At 74.1% G+C, this 14217-nt stretch carries 14 protein-coding genes and 1 pseudogene; 9 read left to right on the forward strand and 6 right to left on the reverse strand.

Annotated features, from left to right (window positions below; all coding sequences use genetic code 11):
• Positions 1-62: 62 nt before the first annotated feature.
• Positions 63-1460, reverse strand: a complete 1398-nt coding sequence (locus KBX43_RS29560) for a hypothetical protein (protein ID WP_210888397.1) — start codon at positions 1458-1460, stop codon at positions 63-65.
• 152 nt (positions 1461-1612) lie between these two features.
• Positions 1613-2944, reverse strand: coding sequence for an NADP-specific glutamate dehydrogenase (gene gdhA / locus KBX43_RS29565; protein WP_187692771.1), 1332 nt, complete (start codon positions 2942-2944; stop codon positions 1613-1615).
• A gap of 92 nt (positions 2945-3036) precedes the next feature.
• Between gdhA and KBX43_RS29570 the strand changes: the two genes are divergently transcribed.
• The 4 genes from KBX43_RS29570 to KBX43_RS29585 are packed head-to-tail and all read left to right on the forward strand — an operon-like array spanning position 3037 to position 5945.
• Positions 3037-3360, forward strand: coding sequence for a MazG-like family protein (locus KBX43_RS29570; RefSeq protein ID WP_043324595.1), 324 nt, complete (start codon positions 3037-3039; stop codon positions 3358-3360).
• Between the two features lie 56 nt (positions 3361-3416).
• Positions 3417-4244 carry a hypothetical protein gene (locus tag KBX43_RS29575; RefSeq protein ID WP_069088214.1) on the forward strand — a complete coding sequence of 276 codons (828 nt, stop codon included), beginning with the start codon at positions 3417-3419 and terminating at the stop codon, positions 4242-4244.
• Positions 4245-4260: 16 nt separating this feature from the next.
• Positions 4261-5232: a pirin family protein gene (locus KBX43_RS29580; protein WP_069088206.1), complete on the forward strand. Its 972-nt coding sequence runs from the start codon at positions 4261-4263 to the stop codon at positions 5230-5232.
• Positions 5233-5276: 44 nt separating this feature from the next.
• Positions 5277-5945 carry a hypothetical protein gene (locus KBX43_RS29585; protein WP_069088207.1) on the forward strand — a complete coding sequence of 223 codons (669 nt, stop codon included), beginning with the start codon at positions 5277-5279 and terminating at the stop codon, positions 5943-5945.
• Positions 5946-6242: 297 nt separating this feature from the next.
• Here KBX43_RS29585 and KBX43_RS29590 read toward each other — a convergent pair whose 3' ends face one another.
• The gene (locus KBX43_RS29590) at positions 6243-6512 is read right to left on the reverse strand and encodes a DUF2795 domain-containing protein (RefSeq protein WP_030502657.1); all 270 of its coding nucleotides are present in this window, start codon (positions 6510-6512) and stop codon (positions 6243-6245) included.
• Between the two features lie 166 nt (positions 6513-6678).
• On the opposite strand from KBX43_RS29590, the gene KBX43_RS29595 reads away from it, so the two are divergent.
• The gene (locus tag KBX43_RS29595) at positions 6679-7086 is read left to right on the forward strand and encodes a DUF2267 domain-containing protein (protein ID WP_064446174.1); all 408 of its coding nucleotides are present in this window, start codon (positions 6679-6681) and stop codon (positions 7084-7086) included.
• A 10-nt stretch (positions 7087-7096) separates the two neighbouring features.
• Here the strand turns inward: KBX43_RS29595 and KBX43_RS29600 are convergent, their stop codons facing one another.
• The gene (locus KBX43_RS29600) at positions 7097-8275 is read right to left on the reverse strand and encodes a CaiB/BaiF CoA-transferase family protein (protein WP_043324590.1); all 1179 of its coding nucleotides are present in this window, start codon (positions 8273-8275) and stop codon (positions 7097-7099) included.
• 243 nt (positions 8276-8518) lie between these two features.
• Here KBX43_RS29600 and KBX43_RS29605 point away from each other — a divergent pair, with 243 nt between their 5' ends.
• The 4 genes and pseudogenes from KBX43_RS29605 to KBX43_RS32190 all read left to right on the forward strand — a co-directional run.
• Positions 8519-9553: a TerC/Alx family metal homeostasis membrane protein gene (locus KBX43_RS29605; RefSeq protein ID WP_210888400.1), complete on the forward strand. Its 1035-nt coding sequence runs from the start codon at positions 8519-8521 to the stop codon at positions 9551-9553.
• 50 nt (positions 9554-9603) lie between these two features.
• The gene (locus KBX43_RS29610; protein WP_043324587.1) at positions 9604-10203 is read left to right on the forward strand and encodes a sulfite oxidase-like oxidoreductase; all 600 of its coding nucleotides are present in this window, start codon (positions 9604-9606) and stop codon (positions 10201-10203) included.
• Between the two features lie 40 nt (positions 10204-10243).
• Entirely contained in the window at positions 10244-10963 is a 720-nt protein-coding gene (locus KBX43_RS29615; protein ID WP_187692783.1) for a ferredoxin reductase, read from the forward strand.
• Between the two features lie 47 nt (positions 10964-11010).
• A pseudogene (locus KBX43_RS32190) lies at positions 11011-11181 on the forward strand (DUF6510 family protein); the annotation flags it as partial.
• On the opposite strand, the gene KBX43_RS29620 reads toward KBX43_RS32190, so the two are convergent.
• Together KBX43_RS29620 and KBX43_RS29625 are read right to left on the reverse strand one after the other, a co-directional pair.
• Positions 11107-12867, reverse strand: a complete 1761-nt coding sequence (locus tag KBX43_RS29620; protein ID WP_210888404.1) for a glycosyltransferase — start codon at positions 12865-12867, stop codon at positions 11107-11109. The pseudogene KBX43_RS32190 and the gene KBX43_RS29620 sit on opposite strands and share 75 nt — an antisense overlap.
• Positions 12868-13030: 163 nt before the next feature.
• Positions 13031-13687, reverse strand: a complete 657-nt coding sequence (locus KBX43_RS29625; RefSeq protein WP_113972673.1) for a C39 family peptidase — start codon at positions 13685-13687, stop codon at positions 13031-13033.
• Between the last annotated feature and the right edge of the window lie 530 nt (positions 13688-14217).

Here is a 14217-nt window from a genome sequence, read left to right on the forward strand (position 1 = left end):
CTCGCGGCGGAGGCGGCGCCGACGCCGGAATCGGCGCCGGAGTCGGCCCGGCAGGGCACCGTCTACCGCGGCGGCTGGTACGGCCGCGAGGAGGACTGAGCCGGGCAGGGCGGATAGAGCGGGCGGGTGCCGGCCCCGGCGGCCCGGGCGGCCTGGTCGCTGAACCGGCAGCCGAAGTCCGGCGCCGCCACCGCGCGCCGGTCGGTGACCGCGTCGCCGGCCGGGCGCTTGCCGGTGCGGACCCAGCGGGTCAGGTCGTCCCAGGCGGCGCCGGCCTCGGCCGGGCTGAACTCGCAGTGCTGCGCGGTACGCACGGCCCGCTGCACCAGCAGCCGGGACCGGCCGTGCCGGGCCACGTCCCGGGCGTACGCCTGCTCCATGCCGAACGGCACGAACAGGTCACCGAGGCCGTGCAGGCTCAGCACCGGCGCGGTGGGCCGCCCGGCGATCCGGGGCACCTCGGTCAGACTCGGCGAGAGCCGCTGGCGCAGGTTCTCCGGCGCGACCCGCTGCACCGTCGCGTTCAGGTCGACCGGCTGGTTCGGCGCGTACCTGGTGAACAGGTTCGTGGCGAGCTGACCGGGCCGCCGGGCGGGGGAGCCGTCCGCCTCGCTGACCGCGATGCCGAACAGGAAGTCCTTCCAGACCGCGAACGCGGCGTCGGCGCCCGGCCGCGGCCCGCCGGAGCGCTCCACGGTGACCGCGCGCAGTTGCTTGCCCAGGTCGTTGGTGGTGTCCGGGCCGCCCGGGGCCAGCCCGGCCAGGCCGAGCGTGACCTGGATCCGGGGCACCGCCGAGGTCAGGTAGTCGGGCGGCGTCGGGTACGCGCGCACCCCCGCGAGGGCCTGCGCGACCAGGTTGTAGTCCAGGAAGAAGTCGAACAGCTCCTGGTCGCCGAGCACCCCGCACATCGGCAGCGCCCCGGCGTAGAAGCCCGGGTACTGCTCCAGCGAACGGCCGATGACGTGACCGCCCATCGACACCCCGGCGATCAGCACCCGGTGCGGGCGCCGGACGGTACGGCTGAACAGGTCGGCCAGGGCGCGGGTGCTGCGCACGCCGGAGCGCACGTCGTAGCCGTTGCGGTCGTACGACGACGACGCCCACGCGTACCCCTGGGTCACCAGGCGCTGCCGCAGGTCGAAGCCGGGCGGCTCCGGCGACAGCTCGGTGCCGTGGCCCCGGTAGCCGTGCGCCCACATCACCAGCTCGCCGTTCCAGTGCTCGGGGATCTCGATGACGTACCCGGCGTTGGCGTGCACGCCCTGCCGCACGGTGGTGGCGGCGCCGCCGACGACAAGTGGCGGCAGCGGCGGGTTGACGATGGTGTAGCCGGGCAGCGGGCCGCTGCCGTCGTCGCGGCCGGTGGCGGCGGCGGGGGCCGCGCCGGTGAGGCCGAGCGTCAACGTGAGGGCCACGCCGACGGCGAGCAGCCGGCGGCGCACGGGTGAGGGCTGCATCGCTGCTCCCCGGGGGGACGGTGCCACCCCGGGACGGGGGTGACGACGCGGGACGGATGCCTACCGGCCGGTAGCGCCCTGAACCTAGGCCGGGCGTCGAGAGCTGTCAATCACTGACCGACCGCTCGGTCAGCGCCCGTCCCGCGTGCCGCTCACACCACGCCGTGCGCCAGCATCGCCTCGGCCACCCGCCGGAACCCCTGGATGTTCGCCCCGGCCACGTAGTCGCCCGGCAGGCCGAACTCCTCGGCGGTCGCCCAGCACCTGTCGTGCACGTCCCGCATGATCTCGCGCAGCCGCTGCTCCGACTCGCCGAACGTCCACGTGTCGCGGCTGGCGTTCTGCTGCATCTCCAGCCCGCTGACCGCCACGCCGCCGGCGTTGGCCGCCTTGCCCGGCGCGAACCGCACCCCGGCCCGGCCGAGGATCCGCACCGCCTCCGGCGTGGTGGGCATGTTCGCCCCCTCCACCACGGCGACGCAGCCGCCGGCGACCAGCGCGGCGGCCTCCGCGCCGCCGATCTCGTTCTGCGTGGCGCAGGGCAGCGCGAGGTCGCAGGGCACCTCCCAGACGTTGCGGTCCGGGACCGCCACGGCGTTGCGGGCGTGCCCGGCGTACTCGGCCAGCCGCCCCCGGCGCTGCTCCTTCAGCTCCCGCAGCAACGCCAGGTCGATGCCCTTCTCGTCGAGCACGTAGCCGCCGGAGTCGGAGCACGCCACCACCGTGCCGCCGAGCTGGTGCACCTTCTCGATCGCGTAGATGGCCACGTTGCCGGAGCCGGACACCACCACCCGCTTGCCCTCCAGGCTGTCCCCGGCCTGGCGGAGCATCTCGTCGGCGAAGAACACCGCGCCGTACCCGGTCGCCTCCCGGCGCACCTGCGCGCCCCCGTACGCCAGGCCCTTGCCGGTGAGCACGCCCGCGTCGTACCGGTTGGTGATCCGCTTGTACTGCCCGAACAGGTAGCCGATCTCCCGGCCGCCCACCCCGATGTCCCCGGCCGGCACGTCGGTCTGCGGGCCGATGTGCCGGTACAGCTCGGTCATGAAGCTCTGGCAGAACCGCATCACCTCGCGGTCGGAGCGACCCTTCGGGTCGAAGTCCGCGCCGCCCTTGCCGCCGCCGATCGCCAGGCCGGTCAGCGCGTTCTTGAAGATCTGCTCGAAGCCGAGGAACTTCACGATGCCCAGGTAGACCGACGGGTGGAAGCGCAGCCCGCCCTTGAACGGGCCGAGCGCGCTGTTGAACTCCACCCGGAAGCCGCGGTTCACCCGTACCCGGCCCTGGTCGTCCTCCCACGGCACCCGGAAGATGACCTGCCGCTCGGGCTCGCAGATCCGCTCGACCACCTCGGCGTACTCGGGATGCCGGGCCAGGGCCGGACCGATGCTCTCCAGTACCTCGCGGACCGCCTGGTGGAACTCGGGCTCTCCCGGGTTCCGGGCGACCACGCCGGCGAACACCGACTCGACGGTCTCCGGCATCACGGGCACCTCCTCTCGCCTGGGCCGCAGACCTGCTGGCCTGCGTCGCCCCAGGATACGAACGGTCTGCGCGATCAGGTTCACTGGTCGCCGTGGACGCCACCATCTGGACAACGGCGCGGGACGCGCGCGCCTGGCTGGACGCCGCGAACGGCCGCGGCGACACCGAGCTGACCTGTCGCATCCTCAAGATCGGCGAGGAGGCCGGCGAGGTCGCCGCCGCCTGGATCGGGATGCTCGGGCAGAACCCGCGCAAGGGGGTGACGCACACCCGCGAGGAGGTCGCCGCCGAACTCGCCGACGTGGCGTTCACCGCGCTCGTCGCCATCGAGAGCCTCGGCCTGGACGCCCACGCCGTGCTGACCACGTGCGCCGACAAGGTGCGCTCCCGTACCGCTGCCACGGAAAAGGAGTGAACCGACCGGGAAACGGACACGTATGACCCGTTGGGGACCGGCGAGAGGGGATGACCATGACCACATCCGAGGATGAGCCCGGCCTGACCCGACCCCGCTGGTCCGGCGCGGCCCGCCTGCTGGCCGCCGCCGCCGCGCTGGTGGTCGTGCTCGGCGGGGTGGCCGTGGCGGTGACGCTGTCCAACCCGGGCCGCCTCGGCGTGGTCTTCTCCGGCGGCGCGCCGCCGTCGCCCGCCACCGGCGCCGGAGGTGTCGGCGCGGCCGAGGCCGCCGGAGCGCAGACGCTCGCCGAGCCCCGGGGCGGCCGGCAGCGCGCCGAGTTCGAGCTGGCCGACGGTCTGACCAGGTTCACCCTGCGGGCCGCCGACCTCGGCGACGACCTCTACCGCATCGACGTGCCGGAGGACGGCGGCGTCACGCCGCGCCCGCAGATGGTCGGCGACCGGGTCCGCCTGCGGGTCGAGGAGAACGGCCGTCGCGGTCCGGCCGCCGTGGACGTCGTGCTCAACTCCCGGGTCACCTGGCGGCTACGGCTCGTCGGCGGCGTCAGCGAGCAGCGACTCGACCTGGGCGACGCCCGGCTCGCCGGGATCGACCTGGTCGGCGGCGCGTCGCGGACCCGGCTGCTGCTGCCCCGGCTGAACGGGTCGCTCACCGTCCGGATGACCGGCGGGGTCAGCGAGCTGACCGTCACCGTGCCCGGCGGGCCGCCGGTGCGGGTGCGCGTCGCCGCCGGGGCCGGCTCGCTGACCGTCTACGACGAGCGGCACGGCGGGATCGCCGCCGGTGACCTGGTCAGCTCACCGGGCTGGGACCGGGCGGCCGAACGGCTCTACCTCGATCTGGCGGCGGGCGCGAACGCGGTGAGCGTCACGGCGGACTGAGCGTACAGTCGGGGCGGTGGACCGCACCGAATCCCTGCCCGCGCAGACGCTCCCGCCCGGCGTCGGCCCGACCGACCCGGGCAGCGTGCTGCTGCCCGGGCACGACGTCCCCCTCGGCCGCTACACCACGGTGCGCCGGCTGCTGCCCCAGCGGCAGCGCCGGATGGTCGGCGCGTGGTGCTTCGTCGACCACTTCGGGCCCGACGACGTCGCCGACCGGCCCGGCATGGAGGTGCCGCCGCACCCGCACACCGGCCTGCAGACCGTCACCTGGCTGCTCGACGGGGAGATCCTGCACCGCGACAGCCTCGGCAACGTCCAGCCCATCCGCCCCGGCCAGCTCAACGTGATGACCTCCGGGCGCGGCATCGCCCACTCCGAGCGCTCCCCGCTGGTGCACCCGCCGCTCATGCACGGCGTACAACTCTGGGTGGCGCTGCCCGACCCGGCGCGCGTCGGCGACCCGGACTTCGCCCACCACGCCGACCTGCCCCGCTTGCGCGACGGCGACCTGGACGTCACGGTGCTCGTCGGTGAGTTCGGCGGGCAACGCTCGCCCGCCGTCGTGCACACCCCGCTCGTCGGCGCGCAGCTCGAGGCCCGCGGCGCGGCGCCGGCCACGCTGCCGCTGCGCCCCGACTTCGAGTACGCGCTGCTGGCCATGTCCGGCGCCGCCGACTGCGACGGCGTGGCGCTGGCCCCTGGCGCGCTGCTGTACCTGGGCCTCGGGCGAAGCGCGCTGACCCTGAGCGCCGAACCGGGCACCCGGCTGCTGCTGCTCGGCGGCACCCCGTTCGACGAGCCGCTGGTGATGTGGTGGAACTTCGTCGGCCGTTCACACGAGGAGGTGGTGGCCGCTCGGGAGGACTGGATGGCCGGCCGCCGCTTCGGCGTCGTCGCCGACGACGCGGCGCCGCCGCTGCCCGCGCCCGCGCTGCCCACCACCCGGCTCAAGGCTCGCGACCGCAGCGGCGGCGTACGCGGCTGACGGTCGTACCCGAATGCCGGGCCGTCGCCTGGGTAGTCGGCGGCATGCCGACACACACCGCCACGCGCAGCGTCGAGGAGAAGAAGCGGCTGGCCCGCCGGCTCGCCGGGGACGGCCGCGGGTTCGCCGAGTGCTTCGGGTTCCGGGTGACGAACAACCCGGCCCAGCTGTTCCAGGTCCTCTACCTGTCCGTCCTGCTGGCCCGCCGGGGCGACTTCCACCGCGCGGTCGACGCGGCCACGGCGCTGCGGGACGCCGGCTGGGACACGGCGGCGCGGATGGCCCGCTCGCGCCACGAGGACCGGGTACGCGTGCTGCGCGCCGCCGGGCTGCGCGGCGACCTGGCCGGGCTCGCCGACACGCTCGGCGACCTGGCCCGCACGGTCGTCGACACGTACCGGGGCGACCTGCGCCGGCTGCGCACCGCCGCGCGTCAGGACCCGGCGGGGGAGCGGCGGCTGCTGACCGCACTGCCCGGAGTGGACGACGAGGTGTGCGACCTGTTCCTGCGTGAGGCGCAGGCGTTGTGGCGCGAGGCGGCGCCGGTGGCCGACCGTCGAGCGCTCGCGGCGGCCCGCCGGCTCGGCCTGGGCCGTACCGCCGGTGACCTCGCCGGGCTGGCCGGCAGTGGTGAGTCGGAACAACTGTCGTGGCTGGTCGGAGCGCTGGCGCGAGTGGAGCTGGAACGCCGGTACGCCGAGGTGACCGCCTGAGCGCGTACGTGCGCCCGGACACAGTTCCGCGAATCTCACCCGTTCGGCTGATGTTGCGTCGTATGATGATCGTGGCAGCGATGCCCGCCCGGTTCGGGCGAACATCTCACCGCCTCGCGGTCGCGACCCGGTTCGGGCGTGAACCGCGGGGGACAGGTGCTGCGTGGCGCCCCAGGTCGCGGTTCGTGACCCGGGGCGCTCGCCTGTCCGGGCTGCGCGACCGGCCACAGAGGAGCCCAGCTTTTCCGCACGCGCAGAGGCCGGCGGCCGTGTCGCCCGCCGGCTCTCCCGCCGTGCTCAGATGCCGCGCAGGTGCTGCGACACGCGCGGGTGGTTGTCCCGGGCCTGCGCCGCGCGCTGCGAGCGGCTCACCTCCGGGGCCGCGTCGATGCCGGCCGAGCGGGCCACCTCGGTGCCGTTGGCGTAGTCCACCGGGGGCAGCGCGCGCAACGCCCGCAACACGTCCGGCGGCGCGCCCTCCCGCTCCGCCTCGCGGATGACGTCGTCCTTCCCGGCCGGGTAGTCCAGCGCGGACAGGTACTCCAGGACATCCGAGTAACTCGCCATCAGTCGGGCTCCTCGCGGCAGTAGTTGGGGTCACGACCGGGCGGCGGTTACCCGCCGCGCCGCCGCTCACGCCCGCCGCCACCGGAAAACCTGCCGCCCCGTCGCAACCGTTTCCGCCGCGCCGGGGCGGGTAGCCGCGCTGGGCGCACCGAAGGGGGTACCACCGATGCACTACCTGACGTTCGTGGGCCGGGTCGCCCGGCTCACCGGCACCAGCGAGGACCGCGCCGCCACGCTCACCGCGGCCACCCTGGAGACGTTCGCGCAGCGGCTGACCGGTGGCGAGGTGCTTGACCTGGCCGCGCAACTGCCGAAACCGCTGCAGGGGCTGCTCAGCCCGTACCCGCGGGACGAGGCGGCCGAGCGGTTCGGCGCGGCGGAGTTCGTGGCCCGGGTCGCCCGCCGGGCGGACTGCGACGAGAACACCGCCCGCGACGCCGTACGCGCGGTGTTCACCACGATGCGCGAGGCGATCGGCGGCGGCGAGTTCCAGGACGTCGTGGTCCAGTTCCCGCGCGACTACCGCGACATGGTGGAACCGGCGCTCGCCCCGGCCGCCGCGCGCCGGCGCTGACCGCCCACGATCAGGCGATCACACCGTCCGCCCGCAGCGCGGCGATCCGGGCGGCGTCCACCCCCGCCTCGGCGAGGACCTCGTCGGTGTGCTCGCCCGGCCCCGGCGGCGGGCGCCGCACACTTGTCGGGGTGGCCGAGAAACGCGGCGCGGGCGCCGGCTGGGTGACCCCGTCCGGCGCGACGAAGGTGTCCCGGGCGCGCAGGTGCGGGTGCTCGGGCGCCTCGGCCCAGTCGAGCACCGGCGCCACGCAGGCGTCAGTGCCGGCCAGCAGCTGCGTCCACTCGTCCCGGGTACGGGTGCGGAACAGCCGCGCCCAGGCGGCCCGCAACGCCGGCCAGTTCGCCGGGTCGTCCCGGTCCAGCGCGTCGCCGCTGTCCGGGCCGTCGTCGCCGTCCAACGGAAAACCGGTGAGCCGGACCAGTTCGGCGTAGAACTGCGGCTCCAGCGCGCCGACCGCCACGTACCGCCCGTCGGCGCACTCGTACGTGTCGTAGAAGGGCGCGCCGCCGTCGAGCAGGTTCACACCGCGCGGGTCCTGCCACAGCCCGATGCCGCGCAGCGCGTGGATCTGGGTGGCCAGCACCGAGACGCCGTCCACGATGGCGGCGTCGACCACCTGGCCGGGCGCGCCGCCGCGTACCGCGTACAGCGCCGCGACCACGCCCAGGGCCAGCATCATGCCCCCGCCACCGAAGTCGCCGAGCAGGTTCATCGGCGGCACCGGACGCTCACCGGCCCGGCCCACCCCGTGCAGCGCCCCGGTCAGCGCGAGATAGTCGATGTCGTGTCCGGCGCTGTGCGCGAGCGGGCCGTCCTGCCCCCAGCCGGTCATCCGCCCGTACACCAGGCGCGGGTTGGCGGTGAGGCAGTCGTCCGGGCCGAGGCCGAGCCGCTCGGTCACCCCGGGCCGGAAGCCCTCCACCAGCGCGTCGGCCCGGGCGGCGAGCGCCAGCACCAGGTCACGGCCCGCGGGCTGCTTCAGGTCCACCGCGATCGAGCGGCGGTTGCGGTTCAGCAGGTCGCCCGGGAACGCGCCGAACCCGCCGCCGCCGGGCCGGTCGATGCGCACCACGTCGGCGCCGAGGTCGGCCAGCATCATCGCCGCGAACGGCCCGGGGCCGATCCCGGCCAGCTCGATCACCCGTACGCCGGTCAGCGGTCCCTGGACTGTCACCTGCGTCACCATAGGGGCCGCGGTGACCAGGCGCCATGCCCTGAACCGCCGCCCAGTCTGTTGACCAGGGCAAGCATCCGTGTCCCGACTTGGCGTCCGGTCCGGCGGTGACCTAGCCTTGTCCAGGCGAGGGGAGTACTTCCCAAAAATCATTCCGGTCAGTACGGCAAGCCGCCGAGGCGAGCCCCGGGTGGTTGCCCACGGAAACGTGGGTGAAGGAGACCTCGAACATGACACGGTGTTCGAGGAGGTTCCATGCCCGAATTGTCCCCGCTGGCTGCGGCCGAACTGTCGTCGGTCGGCACGCCCACGCTGTGGGCGGTGACGATCGTCGGCGTGCTCGTGCTGCTGGTGCTCGACTTCCTGGTCACCCGCAAGCCGCACGAGGTCTCCATCCGTGAAGCCCTGGGCTGGTCGGCCTTCTACATCGCGCTGCCGCTGGCGTTCGGCGCCTGGATCTGGTCCCGCTGGGGCAGCCAGCAGGGCATCGAGTACCTCACCGGCTACCTGGTCGAGAAGTCGCTGTCGGTCGACAACCTGTTCGTCTTCATGCTGCTGCTCGCCGCGTTCGCGGTGCCCTCCGTCCTGGCCCAGCGGGTGCTGCTCTACGGCATCGCGGGCGCCCTGGTGCTGCGCGGTGTGTTCATCGCGCTCGGCGCCGCCGCGCTCAAGACGCTCGACTTCGCCTTCCTGCTCTTCGCGCTCATCCTCGTCGCCACCGCGGTGAAGCTGCTGCGCGACGCCCTCAGCGGGCACGAGCAGGAGGTCGACATCAACAAGATGCGGTCGGTGCGGCTGCTGCGCAAGGTCATGCCGGTGGTCGACGAATACCACGGCACCCGGATGACCATCCGGCAGAACGGCCGCCGGGCGCTCACCCCGTTCGCGCTCGTCGTGGTCGCGGTGCTGGCCACCGACATCGTGTTCGCCGTCGACTCGGTGCCCGCCGTCTACGGCATCACCGAGGACCCGTACCTGGTCTTCGCCACCAACGCCTTCGCGCTGCTGGGCCTGCGGGCGCTCTACTTCGTGCTGCACGCCGCGCTGAGCCGGCTCGTGCACCTCAGCTACGGCCTGGCCGTCATCCTGGCGTTCATCGGCCTCAAGCTGGGCCTGCACTGGGCGCACGGCATCTGGGAGGGCGTGCCGGAGATTCCGATGCTGGCCTCGCTCGGCGTGATCATCGGCGTCCTGGTGATCGTCACCATCACCAGCCTCCGGGCCACCCGCAACAGCGGCGACGGCCAGCGCACCATCGTGCACGAGGTGCAGGGCGGAGGCGGCGCCTGACTCGGTGGGAACCGCTGCCCCGGCACGGCCGGCGGTGGTACGACTGACGGGTGGGAATCGTCTCGCCGGGCTTCCAGGGCCGGCCCCGTTCGTCCGCGACCGACCTGCCGCCGGGGCAGTACCTCACCGAGGACTTTCCCGTGCTCTCCGCCGGCCCGACGCCGCGGGTGCCGCTCGACACCTGGGAGTTCGTGCTGACCAGCGAGACCGGCGCGGAGTACCGCTGGTCCTGGGACGAGATGATGGGCCTGCCGCAGGACACGCCGACGGTGGACCTGCACTGCGTCACCCGCTGGTCCAAGCTCGGCACCACCTGGCAGGGCGTCTCCCTGGACACGCTGCTCGACGGCGTCGACACCACCGCCCGGTACGCGCTGGCGCACTCCTACGGCGGCTACACCACCAACCTGCCGCTTGACGACCTGCGCGGCGGGCGGGCCTGGGTGGTGCACACGTACGACGGGGGGCCGCTGCCGGCCGAACACGGCGGCCCGGCGCGGCTGCTCGTGCCGCACCTGTACCTGTGGAAGTCGGCGAAGTGGGTGCACGGCATCCGGCTGCTCGTCGACGACCGGCCCGGCTTCTGGGAGACCGCCGGCTACCACGACTACGGCGACCCGTGGCGCGAGCAGCGCTACCAGGGCGACTGAGGTGACCGCGCAGGCGCAGGGCCGCCGCGTCGCGCCGCTGATGTGGCGGGTGGCCCGGCTCGTCGAGCGGCGGATCGAGACGCCCACCGCGCAGACGCTGGTGCTGGACGTGCCCGGCTGGCCCGGCCACCTGCCCGGGCAGCACGTCGACCTGCGCCTGACCGCCGAGGACGGCTACCAGGCCGCCCGGTCGTACTCGCTGGCCGGCCCGGCCGACGGCGAGCGGATCGAGGTGACGGTGCAGCGGGTGCCCGACGGGGAGGTGTCGCCATACCTGACCGACACCTACGGCGAGGGCGACCCGATCGAGGTGCGCGGACCGGTCGGCGGCTGGTTCGTCTGGCGTACCGACGAGACCGCGCCGGTGCTGCTGGTCGGCGGCGGCTCCGGCGTCGTGCCGCTGATGGCGATGATCCGCGCGCGCCGGGCCGCCGGCAGCCGCACCCCGTTCCGGCTCGTCTACTCGGTGCGCACCCCGGACGACGTCATCTACGCCGACGAGCTGCGCCGCCGCGCCCGCGACGACCAGGGCCTGGACGTCGCGTACGTCTACACCCGCGCGGCGCCCGACGGCTGGCGCGGCGAGCCGCACCGGATCGGCCTCGCCGACGTGAACAGCCACGGCTGGCCGCCGGACCTGGAGCCGCTCTGCTACGTCTGCGGCCCCACCGGATTCGTGGAGACAGTGGCCGACCTGCTGGTGGGGCTGGGCCACCCGACCCGGCGCGTGCGGACCGAACGGTTCGGCCCGACCGGCTGACGACCCGAGGAGAGCGGATGACCGACCTGTCCTACCTGGATGGCAACATGCTCGACGGGCCGTTGCGCGAGGTATTCGCCGTCGACCTGAGCGCCACCACCGGGCGCTGCGACACCTGCGGGACGACCGGCCCGATGGCCGGGCTACACGTCTACTCGCACGCCCCGGGCCTGGTCGGGCGATGTCCCGCCTGTTCCGGAGTGATGGTGCGCCTGGTCCGCGCGCCGCAGCGGGCCTGGCTGGACCTGCGCGGCACCACGTACCTCCAGGTGCCCATGCCGGCCGAGCCGGCCTTCCGCGCCGCGCCCTGACGTCTGCGCGGGGCCGTGCCCCGCTGTCTGCGCCGCGGCTGGACCGCGCCTTCCGCGCCGGCGCAGCCGCCCGACGAGCTGCCCGACGGTCACCGGCACCACGGACAGCACGAGCTGACCGTTGCGGGGGTCGACGGTGGCCGCGACCGCGTACAGCCGGGCGCCGTGCCGCAGCAGGCGGGGCCGCCCGGCGGCGAGCCGGGGCGCGCGCACCGCGGCCCCGCCGCGCCCGTGGCCGCCGTCCACCTCGGCGCGTACCGGATGACGCCGGCCGCCCGCGCGGCTCGCGGCCAGGAGCCGGCCGAGGGGGAACTCCGTGCGGACCGTGCGGCCGGTCGGGTCGCCGGCGTCGACCCGGGTGGCGCCCACGACCGCACCGGCCAGCAGCCGCACCGGCCCGGCCTCCGCGGCGAACCGGGGGTACGGGCTGCGCGCGGTCACCGTGAGCGTGTCCCCGTCGGCCCAGCTCACGTCGACGGCGTCCAGCCGCGCCAGCCAGGCGGCGCGTACGTCGGTGACGTCCGACCAGCCGGCCGGGGCGCCCGGATAGCCCGCGTGCCACCGGTCCCCGGCGAACACCGTCGCCGGCACCCCCCGGCCGGTGTCCTGCTCGATGACCGCCAGCAACTCGTCGACCCCGCCCGCGGTCACCGCGCCCAGCCGCAGCCGGGCCTCGATGCCGAGCCGGTCCCGCACGCCGTCCGTGACGTGCTGCCGCACCAGCCGGGCGACGCTGCTGTGCACCAGTTCCTGCGTGGCCCGGTCCAGGTGCCGGAAGTCGTCGCCGACCAGGTTCGCCAGCTCCAGCCCGACGTGGCGGCACAGCACCGCGTCCCGGCGCGGTCCCGCGGGGATCAGGCCGGCGACGAACGCGAACAGCCGCTCCACGCTGACCAGGCGCTGCTCGACCCGGCTGTGGTAGGTGATGTTGCGGGCGTCCAGGCGGCGCACGGCGTGGTAGTAGTCGTAGTCGCCCAGCACCGAGATCCGCCGGGCGTGGTAGCAGGCGGCCAGCGTGAACGGCTGGTCGCTGAGGACCGGCATGTCCTCCGGGAAGCGCAGCCCCAGCCGGTCGACCAGTTCGCGCCGGAACAGCTTCGTGTTCGCCAGCGACCAGGGCAGCGCCGAGTCGAACAGGCTCACGTCGACCGCGTTGCCGTCGGCGAACACGTCGGAGAAGACGTGCCGGCCGTTGACGCCCACCACCCTGCCGAGCACCACGTCCGAGCCGTACCGGTCGGCGGCGGCGACCAGGCGTTCGAGGGCCTCCGGGCCGAGCCGGTCGTCGGAACCGACGAAGAAGACGTACCGGCCGGTGGCCAGGTCCAGTCCCCGGTTGCACGGCGCGGCCGGACCACCGGAGTTGGGCTGGTGCGCCACCCGTACGGTGCCCGGGTACCGCGCGGCGTACCGGTCCAGCAGGCGGCCGCTGCCGTCGGTGGACCCGTCGTCCACCGCCACGATCTCCATCCGGTCCGGCCCGATCGTCTGCCGCAGCAGCGAGTCGAGGCACTGCCGCAGGTAGCGCAGCGTGTTGTAGACCGGTACGACGACACTCACGTCGGGGCGGTTCGTCGCCTCCTCGGCTGTCACTGCTGCTCCTTCACGGTCGCCCGGACGGTCCGGCGCGACCCAGCGTGGTGGAGCGACCCGTCCGGGTGACGACACCCGCGTGACGACGAGGTGACCGGACGGCAGCCGTTGGATACGCCGAAGGGCCCGACCCCGTGGTGGGGGTCGGGCCCTTCGTCATCGGTCAGGAGCTGTAGCCGCGGCTGGCGATCCAGCGGGCGAGCTCGTCCACGTCCATCCGGTAGGAGGCCTGGTTCGGGTTCGCCGAGTCGGCGATCGTCACGACCTTCCCGCCGTCGCGGTAGCCCACCACGCTGATGTAGTGGCCACCCTCGAAGGAGTGGGCGTTGCCGTCGGTGTCGGTCGCGGTGCCGGCGATGTTGGCCACCACGGCACGGCCGTCGTCGACGGTCTTGACCACGTCGGCGCGCAGCTTGTCGACCTTGTCGCGGTCGCGGGCCTTGTCCACGGGGATCTCGGTGGACTTGTAGACGTCCTTACCGGTCTCCTTGTTCAGCACGGGGGTGATGTCGTTGATGGAGTTGGTGCCGGCTTCGGTGGTGCCCATCTCGCGGGCCATGGCGTGCACGTCGATGTTCTTGCCCTGCACGCTCAGCGCGTTGCGGGCGGCGGCGGGGCCGCAGAAGTAGAAGTTGGGCTGGGCTTCGTAGCGGACGTCGAGTTCCCGCTCGCCGTGGCCCTTGCGGTCGGTGGTGACCTGGGCGGCGGCGCGCTCGGCCGGGGTGGCCTGGGCGGCGACGGCGGGGCCGGCGATGCCACCGGCGGTGGCGACGACACCGGCAGCGGTCAGAACGGTCTTGCGCAGCAGAGTGGTAGCCATGATGGTTGCCTCCCTGAAGTGGGGGATACGCGGCTGGGGTGCCGCGAAGGGGAAAAGTCTTGGGGGGTGCCCGTGGAGGGGCTGGCACGCGGGCGGCCCGGAAGGGGCCTGCTCGTCGCGGCTCGGGGGATGTAACGACCTGCGGGCCGGGGATGATTCCCTCCGACCGTGGCTGCCAGCCGGGGGTGACCGGTGGCGTGGGTCTGGGGGATGTAACCACGACCGGACCGGGGCCATTCCCGGGGACGGCGGCGTGCCCGTCGCTCGGGGATGTAACGACGTCCGGGCCGGGCTGATTCCCTGACCTGGCGACCCGCGCGGGGGTGCCGGGCGGCTGGTGTTCGGCGCTCGTCCCGGTGTCCCGGGGTCAGCCATGTACAACGCCCCGCGCCCGCCACCGATTCCACCCTGACGGTGGCACCGACCACAGCCCCGCAACACAGCGAACCGGGCACCGACCGCCAAACGACCCGGCCCGCACATCGCCGACGGGTCCGCTGGCTCAAGAGCCCTCAAGATCCACCATGTGT

The sequence above is a fragment of the Micromonospora sp. C41 genome (assembly GCF_018070485.1).
Taxonomy (GTDB): Bacteria; Actinomycetota; Actinomycetes; order Mycobacteriales; family Micromonosporaceae; genus Micromonospora; species Micromonospora chalcea.